Source organism: Microbacterium sp. NPDC058389 (genome assembly GCF_042722305.1).
Classification (GTDB): domain Bacteria; phylum Actinomycetota; class Actinomycetes; order Actinomycetales; family Microbacteriaceae; genus Microbacterium.
The window spans coordinates 62780-87408 of the sequence record NZ_JBHXJQ010000012.1; the positions used below are offsets into that span (position 1 = coordinate 62780).

The 24629-nt window shown below is 72.4% G+C and carries 20 protein-coding genes; 14 read left to right on the top strand and 6 right to left on the bottom strand.

What is annotated here, in order from left to right:
* Positions 1-14: 14 nt before the first annotated feature.
* Both ACFWJ8_RS15305 and ACFWJ8_RS15310 read left to right on the top strand, forming a co-directional pair.
* The gene (locus tag ACFWJ8_RS15305; protein WP_378813068.1) at positions 15-1538 is read left to right on the top strand and encodes a family 43 glycosylhydrolase; all 1524 of its coding nucleotides are present in this window, start codon (positions 15-17) and stop codon (positions 1536-1538) included.
* Positions 1538-4387, top strand: coding sequence for a family 78 glycoside hydrolase catalytic domain (locus ACFWJ8_RS15310; protein ID WP_378813071.1), 2850 nt, complete (start codon positions 1538-1540; stop codon positions 4385-4387). Before ACFWJ8_RS15305 ends, ACFWJ8_RS15310 begins: the two co-directional genes overlap by 1 nt.
* A gap of 33 nt (positions 4388-4420) precedes the next feature.
* Here ACFWJ8_RS15310 and ACFWJ8_RS15315 read toward each other — a convergent pair whose 3' ends face one another.
* From ACFWJ8_RS15315 to ACFWJ8_RS15325, 3 genes are all read right to left on the bottom strand, one after another.
* Entirely contained in the window at positions 4421-5899 is a 1479-nt protein-coding gene (locus tag ACFWJ8_RS15315; RefSeq protein ID WP_378813074.1) for a nucleoside hydrolase-like domain-containing protein, read from the bottom strand.
* On the bottom strand, positions 5866-6924 hold the full coding sequence (locus ACFWJ8_RS15320) for a nucleoside hydrolase (RefSeq protein WP_378813076.1): 1059 nt from the start codon (positions 6922-6924) through the stop codon (positions 5866-5868). Before ACFWJ8_RS15320 ends, ACFWJ8_RS15315 begins: the two co-directional genes overlap by 34 nt.
* A 139-nt stretch (positions 6925-7063) precedes the next feature.
* A complete protein-coding gene (locus ACFWJ8_RS15325; RefSeq protein ID WP_378813077.1) occupies positions 7064-8314 on the bottom strand; it encodes a D-arabinono-1,4-lactone oxidase in 1251 nt (416 codons plus the stop codon).
* A gap of 167 nt (positions 8315-8481) precedes the next feature.
* On the opposite strand from ACFWJ8_RS15325, the gene ACFWJ8_RS15330 reads away from it, so the two are divergent.
* Both ACFWJ8_RS15330 and ACFWJ8_RS15335 read left to right on the top strand, forming a co-directional pair.
* Positions 8482-10137, top strand: a complete 1656-nt coding sequence (locus tag ACFWJ8_RS15330) for an N-6 DNA methylase (RefSeq protein ID WP_378813080.1) — start codon at positions 8482-8484, stop codon at positions 10135-10137.
* Positions 10138-10196: 59 nt separating this feature from the next.
* On the top strand, positions 10197-11288 hold the full coding sequence (locus ACFWJ8_RS15335; protein ID WP_378813082.1) for a hypothetical protein: 1092 nt from the start codon (positions 10197-10199) through the stop codon (positions 11286-11288).
* A gap of 9 nt (positions 11289-11297) precedes the next feature.
* Here ACFWJ8_RS15335 and ACFWJ8_RS15340 read toward each other — a convergent pair whose 3' ends face one another.
* Positions 11298-12035 (bottom strand): FadR/GntR family transcriptional regulator, encoded by a 738-nt coding sequence (locus ACFWJ8_RS15340; protein WP_378813084.1) that lies wholly within the window; start codon positions 12033-12035, stop codon positions 11298-11300.
* Positions 12036-12160: 125 nt separating this feature from the next.
* Here ACFWJ8_RS15340 and ACFWJ8_RS15345 point away from each other — a divergent pair, with 125 nt between their 5' ends.
* The 8 genes from ACFWJ8_RS15345 (at position 12161) to ACFWJ8_RS15380 (ending at position 21014) form a co-directional block, all read left to right on the top strand.
* On the top strand, positions 12161-13570 hold the full coding sequence (locus ACFWJ8_RS15345) for an MFS transporter (protein WP_378813087.1): 1410 nt from the start codon (positions 12161-12163) through the stop codon (positions 13568-13570).
* Positions 13567-15327 (top strand): dihydroxyacetone kinase family protein, encoded by a 1761-nt coding sequence (locus ACFWJ8_RS15350; protein ID WP_378813090.1) that lies wholly within the window; start codon positions 13567-13569, stop codon positions 15325-15327. The genes ACFWJ8_RS15345 and ACFWJ8_RS15350 overlap by 4 nt, the downstream gene beginning before the upstream one ends.
* Positions 15317-15799 carry a ribose-5-phosphate isomerase gene (locus ACFWJ8_RS15355; RefSeq protein ID WP_378813092.1) on the top strand — a complete coding sequence of 161 codons (483 nt, stop codon included), beginning with the start codon at positions 15317-15319 and terminating at the stop codon, positions 15797-15799. Before ACFWJ8_RS15350 ends, ACFWJ8_RS15355 begins: the two co-directional genes overlap by 11 nt.
* Positions 15800-15885: 86 nt before the next feature.
* Entirely contained in the window at positions 15886-16755 is an 870-nt protein-coding gene (locus tag ACFWJ8_RS15360; RefSeq protein ID WP_378813095.1) for a triose-phosphate isomerase family protein, read from the top strand.
* Positions 16752-17546, top strand: coding sequence for a sugar phosphate isomerase/epimerase family protein (locus ACFWJ8_RS15365; protein ID WP_378813098.1), 795 nt, complete (start codon positions 16752-16754; stop codon positions 17544-17546). The genes ACFWJ8_RS15360 and ACFWJ8_RS15365 overlap by 4 nt, the downstream gene beginning before the upstream one ends.
* Positions 17543-18406, top strand: a complete 864-nt coding sequence (locus tag ACFWJ8_RS15370) for a phosphogluconate dehydrogenase C-terminal domain-containing protein (protein ID WP_378813101.1) — start codon at positions 17543-17545, stop codon at positions 18404-18406. Before ACFWJ8_RS15365 ends, ACFWJ8_RS15370 begins: the two co-directional genes overlap by 4 nt.
* Positions 18407-18415: 9 nt before the next feature.
* A complete protein-coding gene (locus ACFWJ8_RS15375; RefSeq protein ID WP_378813104.1) occupies positions 18416-19171 on the top strand; it encodes an SDR family NAD(P)-dependent oxidoreductase in 756 nt (251 codons plus the stop codon).
* A 76-nt stretch (positions 19172-19247) separates the two neighbouring features.
* Positions 19248-21014 (top strand): hypothetical protein, encoded by a 1767-nt coding sequence (locus tag ACFWJ8_RS15380; protein WP_378813107.1) that lies wholly within the window; start codon positions 19248-19250, stop codon positions 21012-21014.
* Positions 21015-21093: 79 nt separating this feature from the next.
* Here ACFWJ8_RS15380 and ACFWJ8_RS15385 read toward each other — a convergent pair whose 3' ends face one another.
* The gene (locus ACFWJ8_RS15385) at positions 21094-21765 is read right to left on the bottom strand and encodes an aspartate/glutamate racemase family protein (RefSeq protein WP_378813109.1); all 672 of its coding nucleotides are present in this window, start codon (positions 21763-21765) and stop codon (positions 21094-21096) included.
* Between the two features lie 176 nt (positions 21766-21941).
* Here ACFWJ8_RS15385 and ACFWJ8_RS15390 point away from each other — a divergent pair, with 176 nt between their 5' ends.
* Together ACFWJ8_RS15390 and ACFWJ8_RS15395 are read left to right on the top strand one after the other, a co-directional pair.
* Positions 21942-22268 (top strand): NUDIX domain-containing protein, encoded by a 327-nt coding sequence (locus ACFWJ8_RS15390; RefSeq protein WP_378813230.1) that lies wholly within the window; start codon positions 21942-21944, stop codon positions 22266-22268.
* A gap of 212 nt (positions 22269-22480) precedes the next feature.
* Positions 22481-23389, top strand: coding sequence for a GyrI-like domain-containing protein (locus ACFWJ8_RS15395; protein WP_378813111.1), 909 nt, complete (start codon positions 22481-22483; stop codon positions 23387-23389).
* A 94-nt stretch (positions 23390-23483) separates the two neighbouring features.
* Here the strand turns inward: ACFWJ8_RS15395 and ACFWJ8_RS15400 are convergent, their stop codons facing one another.
* Positions 23484-24500 (bottom strand): LacI family DNA-binding transcriptional regulator, encoded by a 1017-nt coding sequence (locus tag ACFWJ8_RS15400; protein WP_378813114.1) that lies wholly within the window; start codon positions 24498-24500, stop codon positions 23484-23486.
* Between the last annotated feature and the right edge of the window lie 129 nt (positions 24501-24629).

A 24629-nucleotide genomic window follows, 5' to 3' on the forward strand; every position in this document is an offset into this window, starting at 1 on the left:
CCACCGGAGACACCGTGACCACGCTCTACAACCCGCTCATCAACGGCTTCCATCCCGACCCCAGCGTCGTCGAGGTCGGCGGTGTGTACTACCTCGCCACGTCGACGTTCGAGTACCTGCCCGGCATCCCGATCCACCGCTCGACGGATTTCGAGACGTGGGAGCTCATCGGCCACGTCGCGACGCGACCGGGTCAGCTGGGCGTCGAGGACGTGCCGACCGGCGGCGGCGCCTGGGCGCCGACGATCCGCCACCACGACGGCGTGTTCCATCTCGTGATCACCGACGCGATGGGCCGCGGCATGCTGCACTTCACGGCGGACGACGCGGCGGGTCCGTGGAGCGACGGCGACCTGCTGTCGAAGGTCGACGGCACCGGCACGATCGAGGGCATCGACCCCGACATCGCGTGGGATGCCGGCGGCACCTGCTACATCACGTTCTCCGGCCTGCAGCTGACCGGGGCCCTCGACCCGAACCAGCCCGCCCATCTGGGTATCCAGCAGGTGCGGGTGGACCTCGGGACGCATCGCGCGCTCGAAGAGCCCCGCTCGCTGTGGTCGGGCACGGGCCTGATGTTCCCCGAGGCGCCGCACCTCTACGAGATCGACGGCGCGTGGTACCTCATGATCGCCGAAGGCGGCACCGAGCGTGGCCACTCGATCTCGATCGCCCGGAGCGACGCCCCCGAGGGTCCGTTCGACGGCGCCCCCGGCAACCCGCTCGTCTCGGCACGGTCGACGCCTCGTCCGATCCAGAACACCGGCCACGGCGACCTCGTCCTCGGCCCGGGCGGGCAATGGCTGTGCGTGCTGCTGGGCGTCCGGCCGCGCAGCGGCACCCGCGCCTTCTCGGCACTCGGCCGCGAGACGTTCGTCACTCCGGTCAGCTGGCACGACGGCTGGCCGGCCATCGCGCCCGTCGAGCGCAATCCTCGCCCCGGCACGCGGGTCGAGATCGCCTTCACCCCCGACGAGCCGCTCGACGCCGAGTGGGTCGGCATCCGCCGGCTGCCGACCGATGTCGCCGACCTCGGCTCGCGTCCCGGCGCGCTCGTGCTGCACGCCGACGGAACGACGCCGTCCGACCCGCGGCCCGTCTTCGTCGGCCGCCGCCAGGAGCATCTGAACAACTCCGTCACCGTGCGCGTCGACGTCAGCGACGGCGTCGGCGGCCTGGTCGTGCGCTACGACGAGGGCTTCCACCTCGAGATCGAGGCCGGCGGCGGCGCGGTGACGGCGAGGGCGGCCCTGGGCGGATTGCTCCAGGAGTGGTCCGCGCCCCTCGCGGGCGGGGTGGCCGACCTCCACCTGGACTCGGTGACGCCCGGCGCGGGCTGGCGCATGGTCTCGACGAGCGACGTGTTCCGGCTCGCGTTCACCCCCGTCGGCGGTGCACGCGCCGAGCTCGCCGAGGTCGACGGCCGCTTCCTGTCGTCCGAGGTCGCCGAGTCGTTCACCGGTCGCGTGATCGGCGTCTACGCCGTCGAGGGAGACGTCGCCGTGACGAGCTGGACGGCCGAGGGCGACGACGACTGATGGATGCCGCATCTCCCGCGTCGCTCGGTGTGGGCGCTGCGCCGGGCGTCCCTCGCGTCGCGACGCTTCGCGCCGAGCTGCGCACCGACAGCGCCTTCGTGGCGACGCCCACCCCGCGCCTGAGCTGGACTGTCGAGGCACCGGCCGAGTGGCAGCAGTCCGGTGTCGACCTCACGGACGGCCGCGACACCGTGAGCCTCGACGGCGGTGAGTCCGTGCTCGTCGCGTGGCCGTTCGCGCCGCTCGTCCCGGGCGAGACGCGCGCGGTGTCGGTCCGCGCCGGCTCTGTCTCCGGCGACCGGACCGCCTGGAGCGATCCGCTGCGCCTCGAGTCGGGCTTCCTCGCCGAGCATGAGTGGACTGCGCGGCCCGTCGGCCTCGCCGCCCCCGACCGCGAAGCGCAGCCGGCGCTGGTGCGCACGACCTTCATGCTCGACAGGCCCATCGAGCGCGCACTGCTCTTCTGGACCGCCCTCGGCGTCGCCGAGCCCGAGATCAACGGCGCGGCCGTGTCGGACGACGTTCTCTCACCGGGCTGGACGGCCTACCGCGACCGGCTGGTGCACGAGACCGTCGACGTGACCGCGCTCGTGCGCCAGGGTGAGAACGTCCTCGGCGCGACCATCGCGGGCGCCTGGTACACCGAGCGATACGGCTTCTTCACCTACGCCGACCGGCTCTACGGCACCCAGCCGACGTTCCTCGCGCAGGTGCGGGTGACGTACGCCGATGGGACGGTCGAGACCCTCGCCGCGACCGGCGAAGGCTGGTCCGCCACGGGCGACGGCCCGGTCGTCGAGAGCGGCATCTACGCGGGCGAGCACCAGGACCTCCGGCGCTCTCTGCCGGGCTGGTCGGCGCCGGGCTTCGACGACAGCCGGTGGACGCCCGTACGCGTGGGGGCGTCCGCCCGTCCCGGTTACGACGAGGTCCCCGTCCCCGAGGCCCGCATCGCTCCGCCGGTGCGCCGGATCGAGACCCTTCCGGTGGCGGCTGTCGTGTCCACACCGTCAGGCGGCACGATCCTCGACTTCGGCCAGAATCTCGTGGGCCGCGTGCGTGTCCGCGCCCGCGGGGAGGCGGGAGCCCGCGTCGTGATCCGTCACGCCGAAGTGCTCGAGCACGGCGAGCTCGGCGTCCGGCCGCTGCGCAACGCGCAAGCGACGGCGACGTTCGATCTGTCGGACGCCGACGAGGTGCTGGAGTCCCGCTTCTCGTTCTACGGCTTCCGCTACGCCGAGATCACCGGCCTCGATGTCGCGCCGGACGACGTCGAAGCCGTCGTCCTTCACACCGACATGATCCGCACGGGCTGGTTCGCATCGTCGAACCCTCAGCTGAACCGGCTGCACGACAACGTCGTGTGGGGCATGCGCGGCAACTTCGTGTCGATCCCCACCGACTGCCCCCAGCGCGACGAGCGCCTCGGCTGGACCGGGGACCTTCAGGTCTTCTCACCGACTGCGTCGTTCCTGTACGACTGCGCCGGATTCCTCACCTCCTGGCTGCGCGACCTGACACGCGAGCAGGCGCGGCAGTCGGGCGTCGTTCCGCTCGTGATCCCCGCGGCGCTGCCTTCCTTCGGCGGCCTGGGGCCGACCGCGGCGTGGGGCGATGCCGCGACTGTCGTGCCGACCGTGCTGCACGACCGCTTCGGCGACCGGGGTGTGCTCGAAACCCAGTACCCGAGCATGCGGGCATGGGTGGACGCGGTGCGGGCGGATGCCGGCGACAGCGGCCTGTGGGCCGGCCGGATGCAGCTCGGCGATTGGCTCGACCCTGCCGCCCCGCCCGACAAGCCCGGCCAGGCCAAGGTCGACGGCGACATCGTCGCCTCGGCCTATCTCGCCCGCTCGCTGCGGATGGTTGCCGACGCTGCCGCGCTGCTCGGTCTGGACGCGGATGCCGAGACCTACCGCGCGCTCGCCGAGCGCAGCCGCACCGCCTTCGTCGCCGAGTACGTCACGCCGGCCGGGCGGATGATGAGCGATGCCCCGACGGCGTACGCGCTGGCGCTGGAGTTCGACCTCGTGAACGACCCCGCGGTTCGCGCCGCGCTGTCGACCCGGCTCGCCGCACTCGTGCGTGAGGGCGGCTACCGGATCGGCACCGGGTTCGTCGGCACACCGCTGGTCGCCGACGCGCTCGCGTCGGGCGGGCACCTCGCCGCCGCGGAGCGCCTGCTGCTGCAGACCGAGTGCCCGTCGTGGCTGTACCCCGTGACGATGGGGGCGACGACGGTGTGGGAGCGCTGGGACTCGATGCTCCCCGACGGCACGATCAACCCGGGTGAGATGACGTCGTTCAACCACTACGCGCTCGGCGCCGTCGCCGATTGGCTGCATCGCGTCGTCGCGGGCCTCGCCCCCGATGCCCCGGGTTACCGCCGCCTGCGCATCGCGCCGCGTCCGCTGTCGTCGCTCGCACACGCCGCCGCCCGGCACATCACGCCATACGGAGAGGCCGCCGCGAGTTGGGAGCGGGACGCCGACACGATCGTCGTCCGTGCGGTGATCCCGCCGAACACGACCGCCGTCGTCGACCTCCCCGGCGCGGACTCGCCGTTCGAGGCAGGCTCGGGCTCGCACGAGTGGCGCGTTGCTGCGGAGCGGATGCCGCAGCCGCCGCCCCTGCCCGGGCTCGAGGCGTCCCTCGCCGACGTCATCGACGACCAGCGTGCGTACCGGGCGCTTCTCGACGCCCTGGAGAAGGCGGACCCCGCCCGCGCCGAGACCGTGCGTGCCGGGACCGTCTGGGCGACCGGCCGGCCCCTGTCGAGCGCGCTCATGTTCACGCCGCCCGAGGTGATGGCCGCAGTGGACCAGGCCGTCCGCACCGCCACCGCCTGAGCACGGACTGACCAGAACGCCCGGGCGATCTGGTCAGTCCGAGGCGACCGTGAGGATCACCCGCTGCCAGGCCGTGAGCGGATGCACGGCGGCGGCGTCGGATGCCTCGGCCACAACGTGGATCGTGTCGCCGGGGCGCGCGTCGCCCGGCACCCCGATGACGACCCGGCTGCCGGACGTGAGGTCGAGTGCGGCGGCCGTCGGGGCGGCCTCGTGGTCGATCCGCCAGCGCACCGAGACCTCGTCCCCGTCGGGATCGTCGACGACGGCGGTCAGCTGCACCGCGGTGCCGGCCCGGACGTCGACGTCGGCGCCGGGCTCGATCCGCAGCGTGGGGTGATGGTTCGCGTCCGCGAACCGGGGCGTGACGCTCCACTGCAGGCGCGCGGCGAAGTCGGACTGCGCCGCGGCGAACCACCGGGTGACCGACGCCTCGTCGCCCCCGCCGCCGAATATCGCCCCGTCGGCCAGGCCCCACGTGTCCACGCCGTCGGCGGTGCGCGCGTAGCGTCCGCCCCAGCCGCCGTACGAGGGATCCTCGTGCCCGCGCAGCGCCGGCACCAGCAGATTCAGCATGTTGGTGGTGTCGCCCTCCGAGATCCATTCGCCGTGCGGCTGCGGATCTGTCCACACCCGGTAGCCCTGCGCGCGCAGCTCGTCGGCGGAGAAGCCTGAGAGGTGGAAGTAGTCGGTGAGGTCGCCGGGCACCATCTGCCGCCCGTCGCCCCACACGCGGTACAGCGCGCCCAGGGGGCCGACGCTCGTGACGTTGTCGTGCATCCACTCGGCGCTCAGCAGCCGCTGATCGTGCGCGGGCACGGTGAGGCGGGCGAGGTACCCCCAGGCGAGGGTCGCCACCTCGATCACCCGGATGCGGGGCCACGTCACCGCGATGTACTCGTCGTACGAGGCATCCTGCGAGGCGAACTTCGTGATGATCGCCTTCGCCGACACCTCGGCGTGGATCCGGTCCCATTCGGGGGTGCCGGCGAAGCGCTCCTCGATCGACAGGAGTGCGCGCGCCACGGTGCTCGGGCCGGCCCACAGCTGCAGGTGCAGCGGCCCCGGCCGTTCGTCGAGAAGCGCGTCCGCGATCAGCTGCGACCCGGGCGACTCGCGGGACGTGTCGCCCTCGAAGTCGACGTTGCCCTCACGGATCACGGCGCGCAGACTCCCGGGCGAGGGGTAGCGCGGGTCGTGCACGACGAGGTTGTCGTACACCTGGGCGTAGGCGTCGACCGCGTCATCGATGAACCGCTCGCCGGGCGCCCACCGCCATGACGTCTGCGGCGCGGCGTACTCGCGATCGGGAAGGAAGAACTCGGTGCCCCGGCCGTCTCCGCGCCAGTGGAATCGGCTGCTCGCGTAGACGAGCCCCTCGATCTCGACCTCGTTGCTGTACAGCAGGAACCGGATGAGCGAGTTGAGATCGTCGAGCTCGGGGTCGGCCGTGACGATCGTGCGCGGGCGGGCGGCGGTCATGCCGCGCCCGTCGCCGCTTCGGACTGCCACCGGCCGAACTCTGCGAGCTTGAGGTAGAAGTCCTCGAACATGAGCCGCGTGTCCACCCAGGTGTACACGCGCATCGGACGGGCGTCCGGCACGTCGAGATAGGCGCCGTCGTCGCCGAGCGCGGGCGTCGGCCGCGTGACGTACCGGCTCGACGACGGGTCGGGCTCGAACACCGACTGCAGCGCGGTGAGCAGCACGAGCGGCGAGTCGCCCAGCGCGTAGCTCTCGGACGCACCGCCGAGGTGCGTCGCGATCATGGTCGTCACGACCGCGACCTCGTCGTAGAGGTACCTGCCCAGCGGGCCTGTCCCGGCCACGCGGACGCGCAGTTCGGCGTCCGACACCAGGCACTGCCGGTACACGTCGCGGGGCACCTGCCACACCGGGATCGTCGAGTCGCCGAAGACGACCTGGCCTGCGACCGGGTCGATGAGCAGGTTGTACTCGATCGGCATTGGATTCGGCGGTGCACCGGCGAGCCCGTCGTGCTCGGCGCCGCCGATCCACACGAGCGTGAGGCGTTCGGCGATGCGGGGCTCGACGAGGCAGGCGGAAGCGATGTCGGTGAGGCCGCCGCCGGCGACGTAGAACAGCGGCGTCGACACGTCGTCGCGCAGGGCCTCGGCGATGATCGCGTCGACGGCGGGCGCCGGCTGCGGGGTCGCGCGATCGCGCAGCGGGGCGTCGCTGCCGGCGACGACGACCTCGGCCGAGGTCAGGCCCATGCGCGCGAACACGTCGCGCACGACGGCCGCGGCGTTCTGCGCGCTGCGCCCCGAGGGGTCGAACGGGTCGTCCGGCCGCAGGTGCGACGCGACGACGAGGCGGATGTCGACGCTCGGCGACAGCAGGTGGTGCACCAGCTGGTAGAGGTCGTCCGGGTCGCCTGAGAAGTCATTGTCGATGATCACGCGTGCGCGCGGCGCCCCCACGGGCGGGATCCGCTGCCACGGCGTCGTTCCCAGGGTCCAGGTGCGCTCCGCGGTGTCGGTCGGGCGGGTCTCCCCGTTCGGAATCCGTGTCATCGTCGACTTCCCTTCCGTCGCTGCGTCACGACCGATGTCGTCGATACTGTAACACCGGTTGACCAATTCACGTCGTCATGTGTCGGCCGACGGCGGGGGACGCCGGCGGCCGGGCCGCCGGCATCCCCCACCGAAGCGGTCAGCGCGCCTCGCGCACGCCGACGCGCTCGAGGTGGGCGTTCGTGAAACGGCCGTCCGGGTCGAGGCGCTCGAACACGGCGCGCGCGTCGGCCAGGCGCGGGTGCACCCGCTCGATCGCGGCGCGATCGAAGCCGTGCACCTTGCCCCAGTGCGGACGGGCCCCGAAGGGCTCCAGCGCGGCCTCGATGCGCGCGACGGCGGCAACGACGTCGTCGGGGTGGTTGTACCAGGTGAAGTGGATGATCACGGTCTCACGGCCGTAGGCGGGGCTCAGCCACAGCCCGTCGGCCGCGGCAGTGCGCAGCTCGGTCCAGATGAGGTGGGGACGGATGCCGTCGCCCAGGGCGCGCACTGCGTCCAGCGCCGCGGCGGCATCGGCCCGGTCGACGAAGTACTCCGTCTGGATCTCGTCGCCGAACGACGGCTGCGCGTCGAGGCGGAAGTGCGGCAGCCGCAACAGCCACGGCCCGGGCACGCCGCCGATCTCGGTGGCGTTGTCGCCGTCCTCGAAGGGCGACACGTCGCCGAGGGTGCGGGTGCCGTCCAGCAGCGTGTCGGCGACCAGCTGATCGTCGGTCTCGACCCGCGTCTTGACCCACACGAAGCCGACCGACGGCTCCTCCCAGCGCGAGAACACCGACACGCTGTACCCCGCGGACGTGAGCTCGTCGTAGCGCGAGAGGGCGGCATCCCACGTCACGCCGGTGTAGATGTCCTGCCGCAGCCGGAACGCCGGCACGATGTCGAGGGTCAGCGACACCACGATGCCGTAGGCGCCGAGACCCACCACGAGCGCGTCGAAGTCGGCGTCGCCGCGGCGCACCTCGTGCACCTCGGCGTCGGCGCCGACGTAGCGCAGAGCCCGCACCGAGGCCGACAGCACCTGGTTGCCGTCGCCCGAGCCGTGCGTGCCGGTGGCCGTCGCGCCCCCCACGTTGATGTGCGGCAGGGAGCCCATGTTGCGCAGCGCCCAGCCGCGATCGTGCAGCCACACCGCGAGCTCGCCGTAGCGGATGCCGGCGGGCACCGTCACGGCGCCGGCCGCCTCGTCGAGCACGAACCCGGGTGCGAAGCCGGTCATGTCGACGAGGGTCCCCGTCGTGTCGGGCAGATCCGTGAACGAGTGGCGGGTGCCGAGCGCACGCACGCGACCGGGTTCGGCCAGGAGGCGCTGCACGTCGTCGACGGTGGACGCCGTCACGATCCGCGGCGCCGCGTACTCGTAGGTGCCCGCCCAGTTGCGCGCCATCGCACTCCCCCTCAGATCCGGTCGACCTCTCCATCCTGCCTGGTCTGCGACTCGCGGTTCCGCTGCATGTCGGACCCCGCCCGTACCGTCGAACACGTCTTCGACCGCGTGCGCGTCATGTCGGAACCCGAACGAGAAGGTGGGCGAGAATGAGTATCGTGCCGGAAATGCTGGAGCGAGCCGCCGACGACTCGGCGGGTGCGCGGAAGGCGCGCGGCGCGTTCTTCACGCCTCCGGCGATCACGCGCTTCCTCGCGCAGTGGGCGATCCGCGAGGGGACGGATGCCGTCCTCGAGCCGTCCGCCGGCGACGCCGCGTTCCTCGTCGAGGCGGTGCGACGGCTGCGCGACCTCGGCGCGGCCGAGCCCCCCGCGGTGAGCGGCATTGAGATCCACCCCCACAGCGCCGAGGTCGGTCGTGAGCGCATCGAGCGCATCGGCGGCTCGCCGGCGCTGATCGTCGACGACTTCTTCAACGTCGAGCCCGAGGCGCGCTTCGACGCGGTGATCGGCAACCCGCCCTACATCCGGTACCAGCAGTTCACCGGCGAGGCCCGCGCCCGCGCCCGCGAGGCGGCCTTCCGGGCGGGTGTCGCACTGACCGGCCTCGCCTCCAGCTGGGCGGCATTCACCGTCCAGTCGGCGCTGCACCTGCGGCCCGGCGGACGCCTCGGCCTCGTGCTGCCGGCCGAGCTGCTGAGCGTCAACTACGCCGCACCGGTGCGGCGGTTCCTGTTCGAGCGCTTCGCGCGTCTCGAGTTGGTGCTGTTCACGGAGCAGGTCTTCCCCGAGGCCGAGGCCGACGTCGTGCTGCTGATGGCCTCCGGCTTCGACGAAGGCGCTAGCCGCCATGCCACCGTGTACGAGACGACCAACGCGGCCGGGCTCACGGCGCTCCCCGAGGGGCTGACCTTCACACCGGCCGACCCCTCTGACAAGTGGAACAGCGCGCTCGTCGACCCCGACGCGATCGAGCCGCTGCACTCGCTGCGCCAGGCGGGCGCGTTCGTCCCGCTCAAGGCGTGGGGCGAGACGACGCTCGGCATCGTCACCGGCAACAACGGCTGGTTCACGCTGAGCCCCGCGCAGGCGGCGAAGCTCAAGCTCGACCCGTCCGAACTCGTGCCGCTCTCGCCCCCGGGCAGCAGCCACCTGCGCGGACTCGCGCTGACGCCCGCGCTGCTCGCCGAGCTCGGCGCCACCGGGCGAGCAACGCTGATGTTCCGCCCCTCGGCCGAGACGCTCTCGCCGGCGGCGAAGCGGTACGTGCGCTCCGGCGAACGCGAGCGGGTCCACGAGGCGTACAAATGCCGCACGCGCACGCCCTGGTACCGCGTGCCGCTCGTGCCCCCGGCCGATCTGCTGCTCACGTGCATGAACGCCGACACCCCCCGTCTCACGACGAACGAGGCCGGTGTCCACCACCTCAACTCCGTGCACGGCGTGTATCTCGATCCGGCGCTGCGCGACATCGGGCGCGACCTCCTGCCTCTCGCGAGCCTCAACTCGGTGACGGTGCTCAACGCCGAGATGGTGGGCCGGGCGTACGGCGGCGGCATCCTCAAGATCGAACCGCGCGAGGCCGACCGCTGGTCCGTCCCCTCCGCCGACCTCATCGCCGAACGAGCCGCCGAGCTGCGCGCGGTGCGCGACGTCGTGGCCGCAGACCTCGCCGCGGGGCGCTTGTGGGACGCCGTGCAGCGCATCGACGAGGCACTCTTCGCCGACCGCGATCTGCCGTCGGAGGATGACCTGCATGCCGTCCGCGCAGCACACCGAAGGCTCATGGAGCGGCGCGTCGCCCGCTCCCGCACCGCCCGCTGAAACGCCCGCGCGCCGACCGGCGCACGCACTCCGCCGCCGAATCGAAGGACACCCACTCCGTGCCGATCAGGAAGCCGTCCATCGCCGAGCAGGGCTGGGCGCTGTTCGACCGCATCGTCGAGCGGGCGACCACCGGCGGCCACTCCTCGCCGTGGGCGGTCGAGGGCGGAGTCGTCGCGTACCGGCCGGACTTCGAGACGCTCCGGCTGCTGCTCGGCGTGCCCCTGCACCTCGGCGCGAACTCGCAGTCCGGCGTGCCCGCTCTCGCGCTCGACGTGTGGATCGGGTACGAGCTGCGCCGCGCCGGCTTCGACCCCGACGCGGTGTGGCCGCGCGAATCGGACCCCCGCATCATGCCGGCCGCCCTCGCGGCGCTGCTCGAGGCGACACCCACGCGCGGTGGCGAGCGGGCGGCGCTCGAAGAGCGCATCCGCATCAGCGGGTCGAAGTCCGGGCTCGTCGCCGGCAAGGCGAAGATCCTCGGCAAGAACTACCAGAAGCAGGTCGACGTCGTCCTGTCCGACTGGCGCACCGGGCCCGAGATGCTGATCAGCACCAAGCGCATGGACTCGTCATTCGGAAAGAACGCCGCCAACCGCGTCGAGGAGTCCTATGGCGACGCGAAGAACCTGCGGCTGCGGCATCCCCTCGCCTCGCTCGGGTTCGTGTTCGGCCTGCGCACGACGATCTACGAGAAGGAGTCGGCCAAGGCCGCCTGGCTGATCGATCTGCTCGGCAAGCTCGGCCAGGAGGACGACGCGTACGACGCCGTCGCCCTCGTCCTGATGGACTACGCGCAGGACCCGCCCGCGGACGGCGACGACGTCAACGAGCCCGAGTCCGGGCCCGAGGCGGGACTGGAGACGACCGGCGATCCGGACCAGCTGTTCGCACTCGACGATCCGGGCGCCGTCGACACCGCCGCGGCGCCGGCCGCCGTCCGCGCCGAGCTCGACGCCGCGATCGCGGTCCTGCCGGCGGTGTCGATCGTGCTCGATGACCGCGTGCCCGACGAGCTGCACCCGGCGCGGTTCCTGCGGGCGATGGTCGAACGCACCCTCGCGATCACGCCGGTCGACCATCACGTCGAGGCACGGATTCGGCGTGACGCGGCGATCCGGGCCGCACGCCAGGCTGCCACCCCGGCCTGAGCGGACGAGTCAGCCGGCGGCTGCCGCGGCGAGGCGCTCGGACGCGGTGGCCATGTGGGTCGCCATCGCCGAGGCTGCGGCATCCGCATCCCCCGCCTCGACCGCACGGTATACGGTGTCGTGCTCGTCGATGGCCGCGCGCGCCTCGGCCTCGTCGTGCACCGCGCGGTCCGCGTACACCTGCAGGAGCGAGCGCACCACGTGCAGCAGGTCCACGAGCGTGTCGTTCGCGGCCGCAGCGGCGAGCGCGTTGTGGAAGTCGAGGTCGGCGCGGGCGAACGACTTCAGGTCGCCGACGCCGGTGCGCATGCGCTCGAGCGACGACTGGAGGGCGCTGCGATCGGATGCCGCGGCTCGCCCGGCGGCCAGCCGTGCGACGTAGATCTCCAGGCCGGAGCGCAGTTCGAGCAGCTCGGCGGTGTTCTTCCGGCCGATGAGCAGCCCCCAGCGCAGCGTCTGCGGCAGCAGCTCGCTCGCGGTACCCCGGAGATAGGTGCCCGAGCCCGGGCGGACGTCGACGATGCCGAGGATCTCGAGCGCGGCGAGCGCCTCGCGCACGGCGGAGCGCCCCACGCCGAGCGTCGCCGCCAGCTGCCGCTCGGGCGGCAGCCGCGTTCCGGCTTCGAGCTCGCCGCTGGTGAACAGGTCCATGAGCCGCCGTGCGACCTCCGACACGGGCGTTCCGCTCGGAAGCGCCCCGAGGGCGGCCGTGATCTCGGCGGAGCGGTCGTCTGGGTACGCGGGCATGCGAACAACTTAGCCTGCTGGCACTCCTCAGGAAAGATTTGGTCAACCGGTTCTTGCTTTTGGTCAACCGGTTTGCCACACTAGGGTCATCCATCTCGATCACCGTCGATGAGCCAGGAGTCAACGTGGACCAGAACCAGACCACCGCTGCCGCACCGCCCGTGGCGCGCTCGACGATCCGCAAGGTGTCGATCCGCCTCGTGCCGTTCGTGGCGCTGATGTTCTTCATCAACTACCTCGACCGCACGGCGATCGGGTTCGCCGCCCCCAACGGCATGAACGAAGACCTCGGCCTCAGCGCGGCTCAGTTCGGATTCGCGTCAGGCGTCTTCTTCATCGGCTACATCCTGTTGGAGGTGCCCTCGAACCTGGCGCTGCACAAGTTCGGCGCGCGCCGGTGGCTCTCGCGCATCATGGTCAGCTGGGGCGTCGTCGCGCTGCTGTTCACGTGGGTGCAGAACTTCGAGCAGCTGGTCGTGCTGCGCTTCCTGCTCGGCGTGGCAGAGGCCGGGTTCTTCCCCGGCGCGATCCTGTTCCTGAGCCTGTGGGTGCCCGCGCAGTACCGCGGGCGCATCCTGATGCTCTTCTACCTGGCCCAGCCGCTCACCACCGTGATCGGCGCCCCGCTGGCCGGCTGGCTCATCCAGCAGCACGGCGCGCTCGGCCTCGAGGGCTGGCGGTTCATGTTCCTCGGCGTGGCCATCCCCGCGATCGTGGTCGGCATCGTCGCCTGGTTCTATCTGAAGGACCGGCCGGCAGACGCCAAGTGGCTCACGCGAGACGAGCAGGTGTGGCTCACCGACGCCCTCGACCGCGAGAAGGCGGCGACCCAGAAGAAGGAGCACGGCCACGTGTCGGCGCGCTTCGCCTTCAAGAGCGGTCGCGTGTGGGTGCTCTCGTTCATCTACTTCGGCTTCATCTACGGCCTGTACGCGCTGGCGTTCTTCCTGCCGACGATCATCGAGGGCTTCCAGACGCAGACCGGGCAGACCTTCGACACGCTGCAGAAGGGCCTCATCACGGCGATCCCCTACCTCCCCGCCGCGATCGTCATGTACTTCTGGTCGCGCAGCGCCTCCAAGCGCGGCCTCAAGACGTGGCACATCGCCGGTCCCGCGGTCGCCGGCGCGGTCAGCATCCCGCTCGCGCTGTTCATGGGGTCGCCCGCCGCGACGATCGCCGTCATCACGGTCACGGCGTGCGCGATCTTCGCCGCCCTCCCCAACTTCTGGACGCTTCCCACGCGCTTCCTCACGGGCGCCGCGGCCGCCGCAGGCGTCGCGCTGATCAACACGATCGGCAACCTCGCCGGCTTCTCCGCTCCGTTCGTCACCGGCGCGGTGCACGACTGGACCGGCGGCTACGAGGTGCCGATGTTCATCGTCGGCATCGTGATGCTCGTCTCGGCGGTGCTCATGGTGCTGCTGGCCCGCAGCAACCGCATCAACCCCGTCGAGGTCGACGACGCGGAGGGCCCGGATGCGGCCTCCCGCGCCTCTGCGCCGGCCGGCACCGCGAACGGCGACGCCCGATGACCCGGCTCTGGAACGAGCCCGCGGACTTCGCGGACGAGATGATCGACGGCTTCGTGGCGGCGAACGAGCGCTATGTGCGCCGGGTGCCGGGTGGCGTCGTGCGTGCGACGGTGTCCCCGGCCGGTCAGGTCGCGGTCGTCGTCGGAGGCGGCTCGGGCCACTACCCCGCGTTCGGCGGACTGGTGGGCCCAGGACTCGCGCACGGCGCGGCGATGGGCAACCTGTTCGCCTCGCCGTCGACCCAGCAGGTGTACGCGGTCGCGAAGGCGGCCGACAACGGCGGCGGCGTGTTCTTCTCCTACGGCAATTACGCCGGCGACGTCCTCAACTTCGACGCCGCGCAGGAGCGCCTGCGCGCGGAGGGCATCGCGTGCGCGACCGTCACGGTCACCGACGACATCGTCAGCGCGACCCGCGACGAGAAGCACAAGCGTCGCGGCATCGCGGGCGACCTCACCGTCTTCCGCATCGCGGCCGCGGCCGCCGAAGCGGGCGCCGACCTCGCCGAGGTGACGCGGCTGGCGCGGCTCACGAACGAGCGGACGCGATCGTTCGGCGTCGCCTTCACCGGCTGCACCCTGCCCGGCGCCGAGCAGCCGCTGTTCACGGTGCCCGAGGGGCGCATGGCGATCGGGCTCGGCATCCACGGCGAGCCCGGCATCGACGAGACCGGCATCCCGACCGCCGACGGTCTGGCCGAGCTGCTCGTCGAGAAGCTGCTGGCCGAGGTGCCCGACGGGGTCGAGGCCGAGGGCGCCCGGGTCGTCCCGATCCTCAACGGCCTGGGCTCGCTCAAGTACGAGGAGATGTTCGTCGTCTACCGGCGCATCGCACAGCTGCTCGCCACGGCGGGCATCGAAGTCGTCGATCCGCACGTCGGCGAGTACTGCACGAGCTTCGACATGGCCGGCACCTCGCTCACGCTGTTCTGGCTCGACGAGACGCTCGAGGCCCTGTGGCAGGCTCCCGTCGACACTCCCGCGTACCGCCGCGGCTCGGTCGCTCCCCAGGAACGGGATGCCGCCGCCTTCGAGGCGGCAGCCGCCGATGCCGTCGTCGCACCCGGCGACGAGGCATCCCGAGCCGTCGCCGCGGTCGTGCTCGCCGCAGTGAGGACGATCGCCGAGACCGTCGACGCGCACGTGGACGAGCTCGGCCGGATCGACGCGATCGCGGGCGACGGCGACCACGGCATCGGCATGCAGCGCGGCTCGCGTGCGGCCCTCGTCGCGGCCGCCGACGCGGTCGAGGCCGGAGCCGGCGCGCGTACGACCCTCGAGCGGGCGGCCGACGCGTGGTCCGACCGGGCCGGCGGCACGTCGGGCGCACTGTGGGGCGTCATCCTCACGGCGATCTCGGCCCGCCTCGGCGACGCGGGCGCCCCCGACGCGGCCGCGGTCGCCGCCGGCGTCGCCGCCGGCGCGCAGGGCGTCATGGACTACGGCAAGGCCGAGGTCGGCGACAAGACCCTCGTCGACGCCCTCGTGCCGTTCGCCGCGACGCTGTCGCAGGGCATCGACGACAGCGGGCTCGTCGAGGCGTGGCGGGCCGCCGCGGCCGCCGCGACCTCCGCCGCGGAGGCGACCGCGGCCCTGCTCCCCCGCATGGGTCGTGCCCGCACGCACGGCCAGAACAGCGTGGGCACCCCGGACCCCGGCGCGATCTCGCTCGCGCTCATCGCGACCGCCGTGGGCGACACGCTCGCCGCCGCGGCCGCAGCCCACAACGACGACAAGGAGAACGCACATGTCGACTGAGAGCGCCCGGCCGCTGCGGATCGTGATCGGCGCCGACGATGCCGGCTTCGACTACAAGGAGATCCTCAAGCAGGACCTCGAGCACAACCCCGGCGTCGTGTCGGTGGTCGACGTCGGCGTGGACGCCGACGGCCACACCCCGTACCCGAAGGTGGCGATCGAGGCCGCGCAGCGGGTCGCCGCGGGCGACGCCGACCGCGCCCTCCTCATCTGCGGCACGGGCCTGGGCGTCGCGATCGCGGCCAACAAGGTGCCCGGCATCCGCGCCGTCACCGCGCACGACTCCTTCTCGGTCGAGCGCGGCGTGCTGTCGAACAACGCACAGGTGCTGACGATGGGCCAGCGGGTCGTGGGCATCGAGCTCGCCCGCCGGCTGGTGCGCGAGTGGCTGACCTACCGCTTCGACACCGCCTCGGCCTCGGCCGACAAGGTCGCCGTCATCGACGAGTTCGAGACCACAGGCAGCTGCTGATGTCGACGCACGAACTCCGCAGAATCTCACCGGATCCGCCGGATTCGGCCGGGGTCCTGCCGGATCCGCCCCCCTCTGCGGAGTCCGTGACCCGCAGGGACGGCGCGGCCGCGCCCGTCACGGTCGGGGTGAGCCTCAAGACCTACTTCGGGCATGAGCGGGCGCGGGCCTGGTTCGCCGACCTCGCGGCGCGCGCCGGCGCACACCCCGCCGTGGCCTCGGGCGCCGTGCGCGTGTTCGTGATCCCGACCTACCTGCAGATCCCGGCAGCGGCCGAGGCCTTCGCGGGCACGCCCGTGCTCGTCGGCGCACAGGACGTGTCGGAGTTCGAGCCGGGCCCGTACACCGGCGAGGTCACCGCCACCGAGCTCGCCGAGGTGGGCGTGGCGGTGGCCGAGATCGGGCACGCCGAGCGCCGCCGCCTGTTCGGCGAGACCGACGCCGTCATCGCCCGCAAGGCCGCCGCCGCTCTCGCCCACGGGCTCATGCCGGTGCTGTGCGTCGGCGAGACCGAGCGCCTTTCGGAGAGGGATGCCGCCGCCGCGACGGTCGCGCAGCTCGCCGCCGACCTGGCCGGCGCCCCCACCGGGCCGGTCATCGTCGCCTACGAGCCGGTGTGGGCGATCGGCGCACCGGAGCCCGCCCCCGCCGCGCACATCGCCGCCGTCACCACGGCGATCACGGCCGCCCTGCGGGCCGACCTCGGACGCACCGGCTCCGCCGTCATCTACGGCGGCTCGGCCGGCCCCAACCTGCTCACCCGCCTCGGCGACACCGTCGACGGCCTGTTCCTCGGGCGGTTCGCGCACGACCCCGACTCCCTCGTCGCCGTGCTCGACGAGGCCTCGGCTCTCGCGACCCTTCGACAGGCTCAGGGACCGGGTCAGGCTCAGGGACCGAGTCAGGCTCAGGGGCCCGGTCAGGGTCGGGGACCGGATGCGGGGGCCGCCGCGTGATCGGCCTGGGCACCTACGCCTTCTTCTGGCAGCACTCCGATCTCGTCGACGAGCCGCTGTCGCTGACCGGCGCGTTCGAGGCGACGAAGGCCCAGAGCGTCGACCTGTTCCAGATCTGCGACTACGCCCCCCTGGAGGCGATGGACGACCACGAGCTCGCCGACGCCGCGGCAGCGGCCCGCGACCTCGGTCTCACGATCGAGCTCGGCACCAAGGGCGTCGAGCCCGATCGGCTCGCCCGGTTCCTCGACCTCGCGGCCCGCTTCGACGCGGGCCTCGTACGCAGCATGCTGTACTCGCCTGAGACGCGGCCGACGCTCACCCAGGCCGAGGAGTGGCTGCGCGCCGCGCTGCCGGCGTACGAGGCATCCGGAGTCGACCTCGCCCTCGAGACGTACGAGCAGGTGTCGACGGCCGAGCTCGTCGCACTGATCGGGAGCATCGACAGCCCGCGGCTGGGCGTGTGCCTCGACCCCGCCAACGTCGTCGCGCGCCTCGAACGGCCGCGCGACTGCGTCGAGCAGACCGCCCCGCTCGTCAAGAACGTGCACGTCAAGGACTTCGCCTTCGCCCGTCAGCCCGGCTGGGTCGGCTTCACCTACGGCGGCGCCGCCATGGGCGAGGGCCTGCACGACTACCCGCACCTGCTGCAGACCGTCCGGCCTCGCGAACGCGGCGTCAACGAGGTCGTCGAGCACTGGCTGTCGTGGCAGGGCGACGCCGAGACCACCGTCCGCACCGAGCGGGAATGGACCCGCACCACCATCGAGTACCTGAGGAGCCACTCATGAGCACCACCACCGAGACCTTCAAGATCGCCGTCGTCGGCGCGGGCGGCAAGATGGGCATGCGCGTGTCCAACAACCTCGTGAAGACCGACCACCAGGTCGCATATGTCGAGAACTCGCCTGCCGGGCGCGAGCGCACCGTCGAGGCGGGTCGCGAGCTGACGGATGCCGCCGTCGCGGTCGCCGATGCCGACATCGTCGTGCTGGCCGTGCCCGACCTGGCGCTGCAGTCGGTGACCGCCGACCTCGTGCCGCAGCTCAAGTCGGGTGCGATCGTCCTGACGCTCGACCCGGCCGCCGCGTACGCGGGGCTGCTCACCACGCGCGAGGACGTCGTGCAGGCCGTCGCGCACCCGTGCCACCCGTCGATCTTCCTGCAGCGGCAGAGCCCCGAAGAGTGGGCCGACACCTTCGGCGGCATCGCCGCCCCCCAGGACGCCATCGCCGCCGTCGAGTCCGACGACCCCGCCAAGAAGGCGATCGTCGAGGCCACCGTGCGCGCCATCTACGCGCCCGTGATCGACGTGCACTGGGTGAGCGTCAAGCAGCTCGCGCAGCTGGAGCCGACACTCGTCGAGACCGTCGCCTGCATGATCGGCGCCCTCCTGAACGAGGCGCTGCACGAGACGGTCAACACCATGGGCGTTCCCGAGGCCGCGGCCCGCAGCATCCTCTACGGCCACACACAGGTGGCACTGGCCAACGGACTCCGCGGCGACAACCCGTTCTCGGACGCCTGCCTCATCGCGATGGACTATGGCCGCGAGAGCATCATCAAGGACGACTGGAAGAAGATCTTCCGCGACGACGAGCTCGACAAGAACCTCGCGCGTATGCTCCACCTCGACCACATCGAGCGCTGAGGAGCACCCGTGTCACGACTGCAGGGAAAGACCGCCCTCGTCACCGGATCCGGCACCGGCATCGGGCGGGCGGTCGCCGAGCGCTTCGCCCGTGAGGGCGCGCGCGTCGTCATCGCCGACCGCGACGCCGCAGCCGCGTCGGCCGCCGCCGACGCGATCGGCGAGACGGCTCGGGCCGCCGTCATGGACATCTCGGACGAGGCGTCGGTCGAGGCCGCGTTCGGCCTGCTCGGCGCCGAGGGCTGGGCCCCCGACGTCGTCGTCGCGAACGCGGGCGTGCAGCTGTTCAGGCAGGATGCCGCAGCCGCCGACCTCGACCTCGACGTGTGGAAGCGCACGATCGACATCAACCTGACGGGGACCTTCCTGACCGTCAAGCACGCCGTGCGGTCGATGCTCGAGCACGGCGCGGGCGGGTCGATCATCCTCACCGGAAGCCCGACGGGCGTCAACGGCGAGGGCAAGGACTTCACCGCGTACAGCGCTTCGAAGGCCGGCATCCACGGTCTCGCCCGCACGGTCGCCTCGGCCTACGCCGATCGCGGCATCCGCGTCAACACGGTGGTGCCGGCGTACACGGAGACGTCGCTCGTGACGACGATCACGAGCGACCCCGAGGCGCGCGCCGCCATCATCGGCCGCATCCCGATGGGACGCGCGGGCGCCCCCGCCGACGTCGAGGGCATCATGGTGTTCCTCGCCTCGGACGACGCGGCCTTCGCGACCGGCGCGTTGTTCGCCGTCGACGGCGGCATGACGATCTGACGCCGCATCGGGCGGGTGCGGCGAGCGCGCGGCGACTGCCCGCAACGGACGACGGAACGGGACGAGGATGGGACGCATGACCGACTCGTGGCACACGGACGAGGCACGGCCGTGGCGAAGCGGACGCTGGTCGCTGGAAGTGCGCGGCGACGAGCTCGCCGATCTCGCCTGCGACGGACGCATCGTGCTGCGCTCGGTGCGCGCCGTCGTGCGCGATCGCAACTGGGACACCGCGACGCTGGTCGTGGACCGCGTCGACGCGTCGGATCTCGCGCTGACCCTGCACGTGCACTCGGCGGGGCTCGGCAGCGACCTGCGCGGGGTGGTGCGCGCCGAGGTCCGCGGCGGGCGCTTGCGCGTGCTCACCGATCTCGAGTCCCTGACCGCGTTCCCGACCAACCGCACGGGGCTGGTCGTGCTGCACCCGCCGGCGCTCGCCGGGGCGCCGCTGCGCGTGACGCACCCGGACGGCGGGGTCGAGGCATCCGCGTATCCCTCGCGCATCAGCCCGCACCAGCCCGCATTCGACATCTCGGGGCTCGCGTGGTCGCACGGCGGCCTCGACGTCGCGGTCCGCTTCGACGGCGACGTGTTCGAGATGGAGGACCAGCGCAACTGGACGGATGCCTCCTACAAGACGTACAGCCGGCCGCTGTCGCTGCCGTTCCCCTACCCACTGGCCGCGGGTGAACGGGTCGTCCAGTCGATCGACATCGAGGTGGCGGGCGAGCCCGCGCCCGCCGATGCGGACGACGTGACCCGCATCCGGCTGGCCGAAGGCCCGGCGCTCCCGCACATCGCCGTCTCGGCGGCGACCGCGCCGGATCCCGCGCCGGACGCGCCGACCACCGCCGCGGCGGTGCTGGTGGAGCTCGACCTCGCCACGCGGAATTGGCGTGCGGCGCTCGCCCGGGCGGCGGCATCCGGGTGTCCCCTCGATGTGAGGTTCGTGCTCGCGGACGACGCCCCGACGCGCGTGCGCGACGGGGCGCTCGCACTGCGCGGGCTGCCGGTCGTGCGCGTGACGGCGTTCTGGCCCACCGGGCCGGCACAGCACGTGGCCGACCTCGAGGCGATCGCCCTGCTGCGCGAGGCGCTCCACGACGCCGGTGTCGAAACGGACGTCGTCGGCGGCGTGCGGTCGCACTTCACCGAGCTCAACCGCGAGCACCACCGGCTGCCGCGGGGCCTCGACGGCATCGTGTTCAGCAGCACCCCGCTGTTCCACAGCCTGAGCGCGGCGCAGCTCGTCGAGTCACTGCCGATCCAGCGCCTCGTGGCGACGCAGGGCGTCGAGCTCGCCGGCGGGCTGCCGGTGCACATCGGCCCGATCTCGCTGCGGCCGCATTTCAACGACGTCGCCACGACCGCGCCGCCGATGCCAGCGCACGACGATCTGCGCGACGGGTACGGTCCGGCCCTCACCCCCGCCGCCGACCCGCGTCAGGCCTCGCCCGAGCTCGCCGCCTGGACCGTCGCGAGCGCAGCGGCCCTCGCCGTGCCCGGTGTCGCGACCCTCGCCTTCTTCGAGGAGTGGGGGCCGCGCGGCCTCCGCACCGCCGACGGGTCGCCCCTGCCCGCGCTCGACGCCGTATCGGCCCTCGCCGCGATCGCCGGCGAGCCGGGTCTGCGCGGCGACTCCCCCGACGGCCTCGTGTGGGCGATCGGTGCCCGCCTCGGCGACGGCGACACCGTCCTCGTCGCCAACCTCGACCGCGCGCTGCGCACCGTGGAGGTCGAGCTGCCGGGCGGCGCGACGCGTACGGTCGACGTCGCACCCGGCGCCTTCGTGGTCAACAGGATCGCGCGGCCGGAGGGCCGGCGGGTCGTCGGGGGGTTCTGAGGCCCCGGATCAGCTGCTGAACGGCGGTCAAGCGCCCGGAGCCGCCGATCGACGGACACGACCGGTCGCCTCGACCCGCTCAGTGGTGCGAGGAAGAGGCGAGGGATGCCGCCAGCCGTTCCACGGCGAGGCGCGGGCTCGTGAGCACCGGCACCGCGACGACCACGGCTTCGGCGGCGGATGCCATCGACGCCTGAGCCAGCACGATGACGTCGGCTTCGGCCGCACCTCGCTCGACGGCAGTGGCGACGAGACGGTCGTGCGTGGCACGGTCGCCGGCGGTCACGGCTGCGAAGGCTCCGGCCACGACCTCGCTCGACAGTTCCGGGTCGGCGCCGGCGAGTGCGGCACGCTCCGCCAGCAGCGCGAGCGTGGGGCGGCGGGTCGTCTCCAGCGTGGCGAGCACGCGGATGCGGCGGCCGCTGCGGACCGCCGCATCGGCCAGCGCCTCGTCCACGCGCAGCACCGGCACTCCGGTGTCGCGCGCCGCAGCGGCGGCGAGAGCCGAGATCGACGAGCAGGTCAGCATGACGGCATCCGCTCCCCCCGCCGCGGCCGCTCGCACCAGATCGCCGACGCGTTCCGGGACGGATGCCGCGCGCTCGGAGTCGGCGAGGTCGCCGACGATGGCATCGTCGAGGTAGTTCACGACCGTCGCACCGGGGAGCAGCTCGGCCGCGAGGGCGGTGAAGGGGGCGATGTTGACGGCACCTGAGTGCACGAACGCGACGCGGGTCGAAGCGGGGGGCATGTGATCAGTCTCGTCGGTGCGCCGGCGGCCCGCGGTAGGGTTCTGCAGAAATGAGTCGCTTCAGCATCGTCCCCTCCTCGTACGTGTACCTCCGCCGCGGCTCGTCCGTCCTGCTGCAGCTGCGGCAGAACACCGGCTACATGGATGGATGCTGAGCTGCCGGTGCCGCCGGCCACATCGAGCTCGGCGAGACCGCCGCCGCCGCCGGCATCCGCGAGTCCCGCGAGGAACTCGGGATCACCGTGGACGCCGCACGGCTGTCGCCGATCGCGGTCATGCAGCGCACAGACGGCACCGACGATCCGATCGAGCAGCGCGTGGACTGGTTCTTCGCGTGCGACGAGTGGGACGGCGAACCCCGGATTCTCGAGCCCCGCAAGTGCGCCGAGCTCGCCTGGTTCGACCTGGACGCCTCGCCCGACCTGATGCCCGACTACGAGCGCGCGGCGCTCCGGGCACTCCGCGAGGGCGGATCGGCGACGCTGCTCGACGTGGGCTTCTGACCGCGCCGCGGACGCGCGAGAATCGGAGATCCCGCGACACTCGGACGTCTGGGCCGGATCCGTCCGCACGAAGCGGGATCTCCGAGCTTCGCGCGGGCAGCGGGCCGCGGGCAGCGGGACGCGGGCCGCGGGCCGCGGGCCCGATCGAATCCGGCTCGGATAGTCGGGCACGGCGCCCGCGAACCGGCGAACCTTGTGTCGAAGGGAGAATCGTGATCGCGACGCTCAACCGGCTCACCGACCATGTCGAGGACCATCTCGCCGACGACCTCGACATCGCCGGATTCGCCCGCGGCCACGGCACCACCGAGTACCACCTGCGCCGCATGTTCTCGGCGCTCGCGGGTATGCCGCTGTCAGAATACGTCCGGCGTCGACGCATGACCGTCGCGGCCGCGGACGTCCTCGGCGACGACGAGCTGCTGGGCATCGCGGTCCGTCACGGCTACGGGTCCACCGAGGCGTTCGCGCGCGCGTTCCGCGCAGTGCACGGCGCCGGTCCCGGTGATGTCCGCCGTGACGGCGGCTCCCTTCGCACCCAACCGAAACTCAGGTTCCGCCTGACCGTCGAAGGAAGCACTCCCATGGACACCCGCATCACCGATCGCCCCGCGTTCCGCCTCATCGGGCACGCCGCCCGTGTGCCGCTGATCCACGAAGGCGTCAATCCTCACATCCAGGCCCACATCGCCTCGCTCCCTGTCGAGGAGCACTCCCGGCTCAAGGAGCTGAGCGCCACCGAGCCGGCCGGCCTGCTGCAGGTCTCGGCGGACGTCGACCCCGACTACCTCGAGGGCACGCCGCTGACCTACCTCCACGGTGTGGCGGTGAGCGAGGGATCGCCGGCCCCCGAGGGCCTCGACGTGATCGATGTCGCCGCCGGGCAGTGGGCCGTGTTCCGCGCTGTCGGCGACTACCCCGCAGTGCTTCAGGAGACGTGGGCGGCAACGGCGGCCGACTGGTTCCCCTCGAACCCGTGGCGGCTCCGGCCCGGGCCGTCGATCGTCGCCGTCCTCGACCGCTCGCCCGACTTCAGCACCGCCACGTGCGAACTGTGGCTGCCGGTCGAGCGCACGTCGCCCGGCGCGGCTCCGCGCCGCGGCGCGGATGCCGGCCTGTAGGCCGAGGCCGCGCCGGCCCACGAGACGGGCGGCGGTGCGAACGACAGCTCAGGCTCGCCGACGCCCCGCCCCGCCCCGCCCCGCCCCGCCGGGATCAGCGCGCGGACGGCGCCGTGGACTCACGCACCACGAGCTCGGGCTGGAAGCGGACGGTGCGCTCGTGCGCACCGTCTGGGTCCTCGAGTTCGCGGAGCAGCAGATCGACGGCGGTGTAGCCGATGAGGTGCGCCGGCTGGCGGATGGAGCTCAGCGGCACGACGGTGGCGGAGGCGAAGTCGATGTCGTCGTAGCCGATGAGGGCGATGTCGTGGGGCACCTGAACGTCCGACATGAGCGAGAAGGCCTGGAGCGCGCCCACCGCGAGCAGGTCGTTCGCCGCGAAGACGGCATCCGGCCGCTCGCCTGCGGGGCGCACCCGCAGCCGCTCCCCCGCCTCGCGCCCCTGCAGCACCGAGAGCGCCGCCATCTCGACGACCTCGAGCGTGGCCCCTTCGACCTCCGCGACGGCGCGCCGCGCACCTTGGAGGCGATCGGCGACCTGGCGGATGGTGTGCGGGCCGCCGATGAAGGCGATGCGCCGGCGTCCGGTCGACAGCAGGTGCGCCACGGCGAGGTACCCGCCTTCGACGTCGTCGACCGACACCGATGCGAGTGCGGTGGCGGAATCCTCGTGATCGACGAGGATCACCGGCACGCCGCCGTCGCGCAGCCGTACCAGTGCGGTGAGGTCGGCGTCGACGGGGGTGACGAGCACCCCGTTGACGCGCTGTTCGCGGAACAGCTCGAGGTACGCGTCCTCGCGGTCGGAGCGCTCGTCGCTGTTGCCGAGCAGCACGCTCATGCCCGATTCGGCGGCGCGATCCTCGGCACCGCGGGCGACTTCGGCGAAGAACGGGTTGCCCGAGTCGAGCACGATGAGAGCGATGCTGCGGCTGCGACCGGCGCGCAGCTGGCGGGCGGCGTCATTGCGCACGAACCCGAGCTCCTCGATCGCCTGCGTCACCCGTTCCACCGTCGCCGGCGACACCTTCTCGGGTCGGTTGAGCACGTTCGAGACGGTCCCCACCGACACGGACGCCGCCACCGCGACATCTCTCACGCTCACTGCCATCGAGGCACCTCCACGCGCGAAACGCTACCGCTTCCGTCTCGAATCAGGGCATCGCACGCCGGTAAGCGTTCTCCCGTTGCGTGCCGACGACTTCATGGCTATAGTTTGAAACGATTCACGAACGGATGC

What these genes read in the sequence shown, in the direction of transcription:
- ACFWJ8_RS15320 (WP_378813076.1), bottom strand. Translation starts at nt 6,924, where the DNA reads ATGACACGGATTCCGAACGGGGAGACCCGCCCGACCGACACCGCGGAG.
- ACFWJ8_RS15340 (WP_378813084.1), bottom strand. Translation starts at nt 12,035, where the DNA reads ATGCCCGCGTACCCAGACGACCGCTCCGCCGAGATCACGGCCGCCCTC.
- ACFWJ8_RS15380 (WP_378813107.1), top strand. Translation starts at nt 19,248, where the DNA reads ATGACCGACTCGTGGCACACGGACGAGGCACGGCCGTGGCGAAGCGGA.
- ACFWJ8_RS15330 (WP_378813080.1), top strand. Translation starts at nt 8,482, where the DNA reads ATGCTGGAGCGAGCCGCCGACGACTCGGCGGGTGCGCGGAAGGCGCGC.
- ACFWJ8_RS15400 (WP_378813114.1), bottom strand. Translation starts at nt 24,500, where the DNA reads ATGGCAGTGAGCGTGAGAGATGTCGCGGTGGCGGCGTCCGTGTCGGTG.
- ACFWJ8_RS15370 (WP_378813101.1), top strand. Translation starts at nt 17,543, where the DNA reads ATGAGCACCACCACCGAGACCTTCAAGATCGCCGTCGTCGGCGCGGGC.
- ACFWJ8_RS15325 (WP_378813077.1), bottom strand. Translation starts at nt 8,314, where the DNA reads ATGGCGCGCAACTGGGCGGGCACCTACGAGTACGCGGCGCCGCGGATC.
- ACFWJ8_RS15350 (WP_378813090.1), top strand. Translation starts at nt 13,567, where the DNA reads ATGACCCGGCTCTGGAACGAGCCCGCGGACTTCGCGGACGAGATGATC.
- ACFWJ8_RS15355 (WP_378813092.1), top strand. Translation starts at nt 15,317, where the DNA reads ATGTCGACTGAGAGCGCCCGGCCGCTGCGGATCGTGATCGGCGCCGAC.
- ACFWJ8_RS15310 (WP_378813071.1), top strand. Translation starts at nt 1,538, where the DNA reads ATGGATGCCGCATCTCCCGCGTCGCTCGGTGTGGGCGCTGCGCCGGGC.
- ACFWJ8_RS15385 (WP_378813109.1), bottom strand. Translation starts at nt 21,765, where the DNA reads ATGCCCCCCGCTTCGACCCGCGTCGCGTTCGTGCACTCAGGTGCCGTC.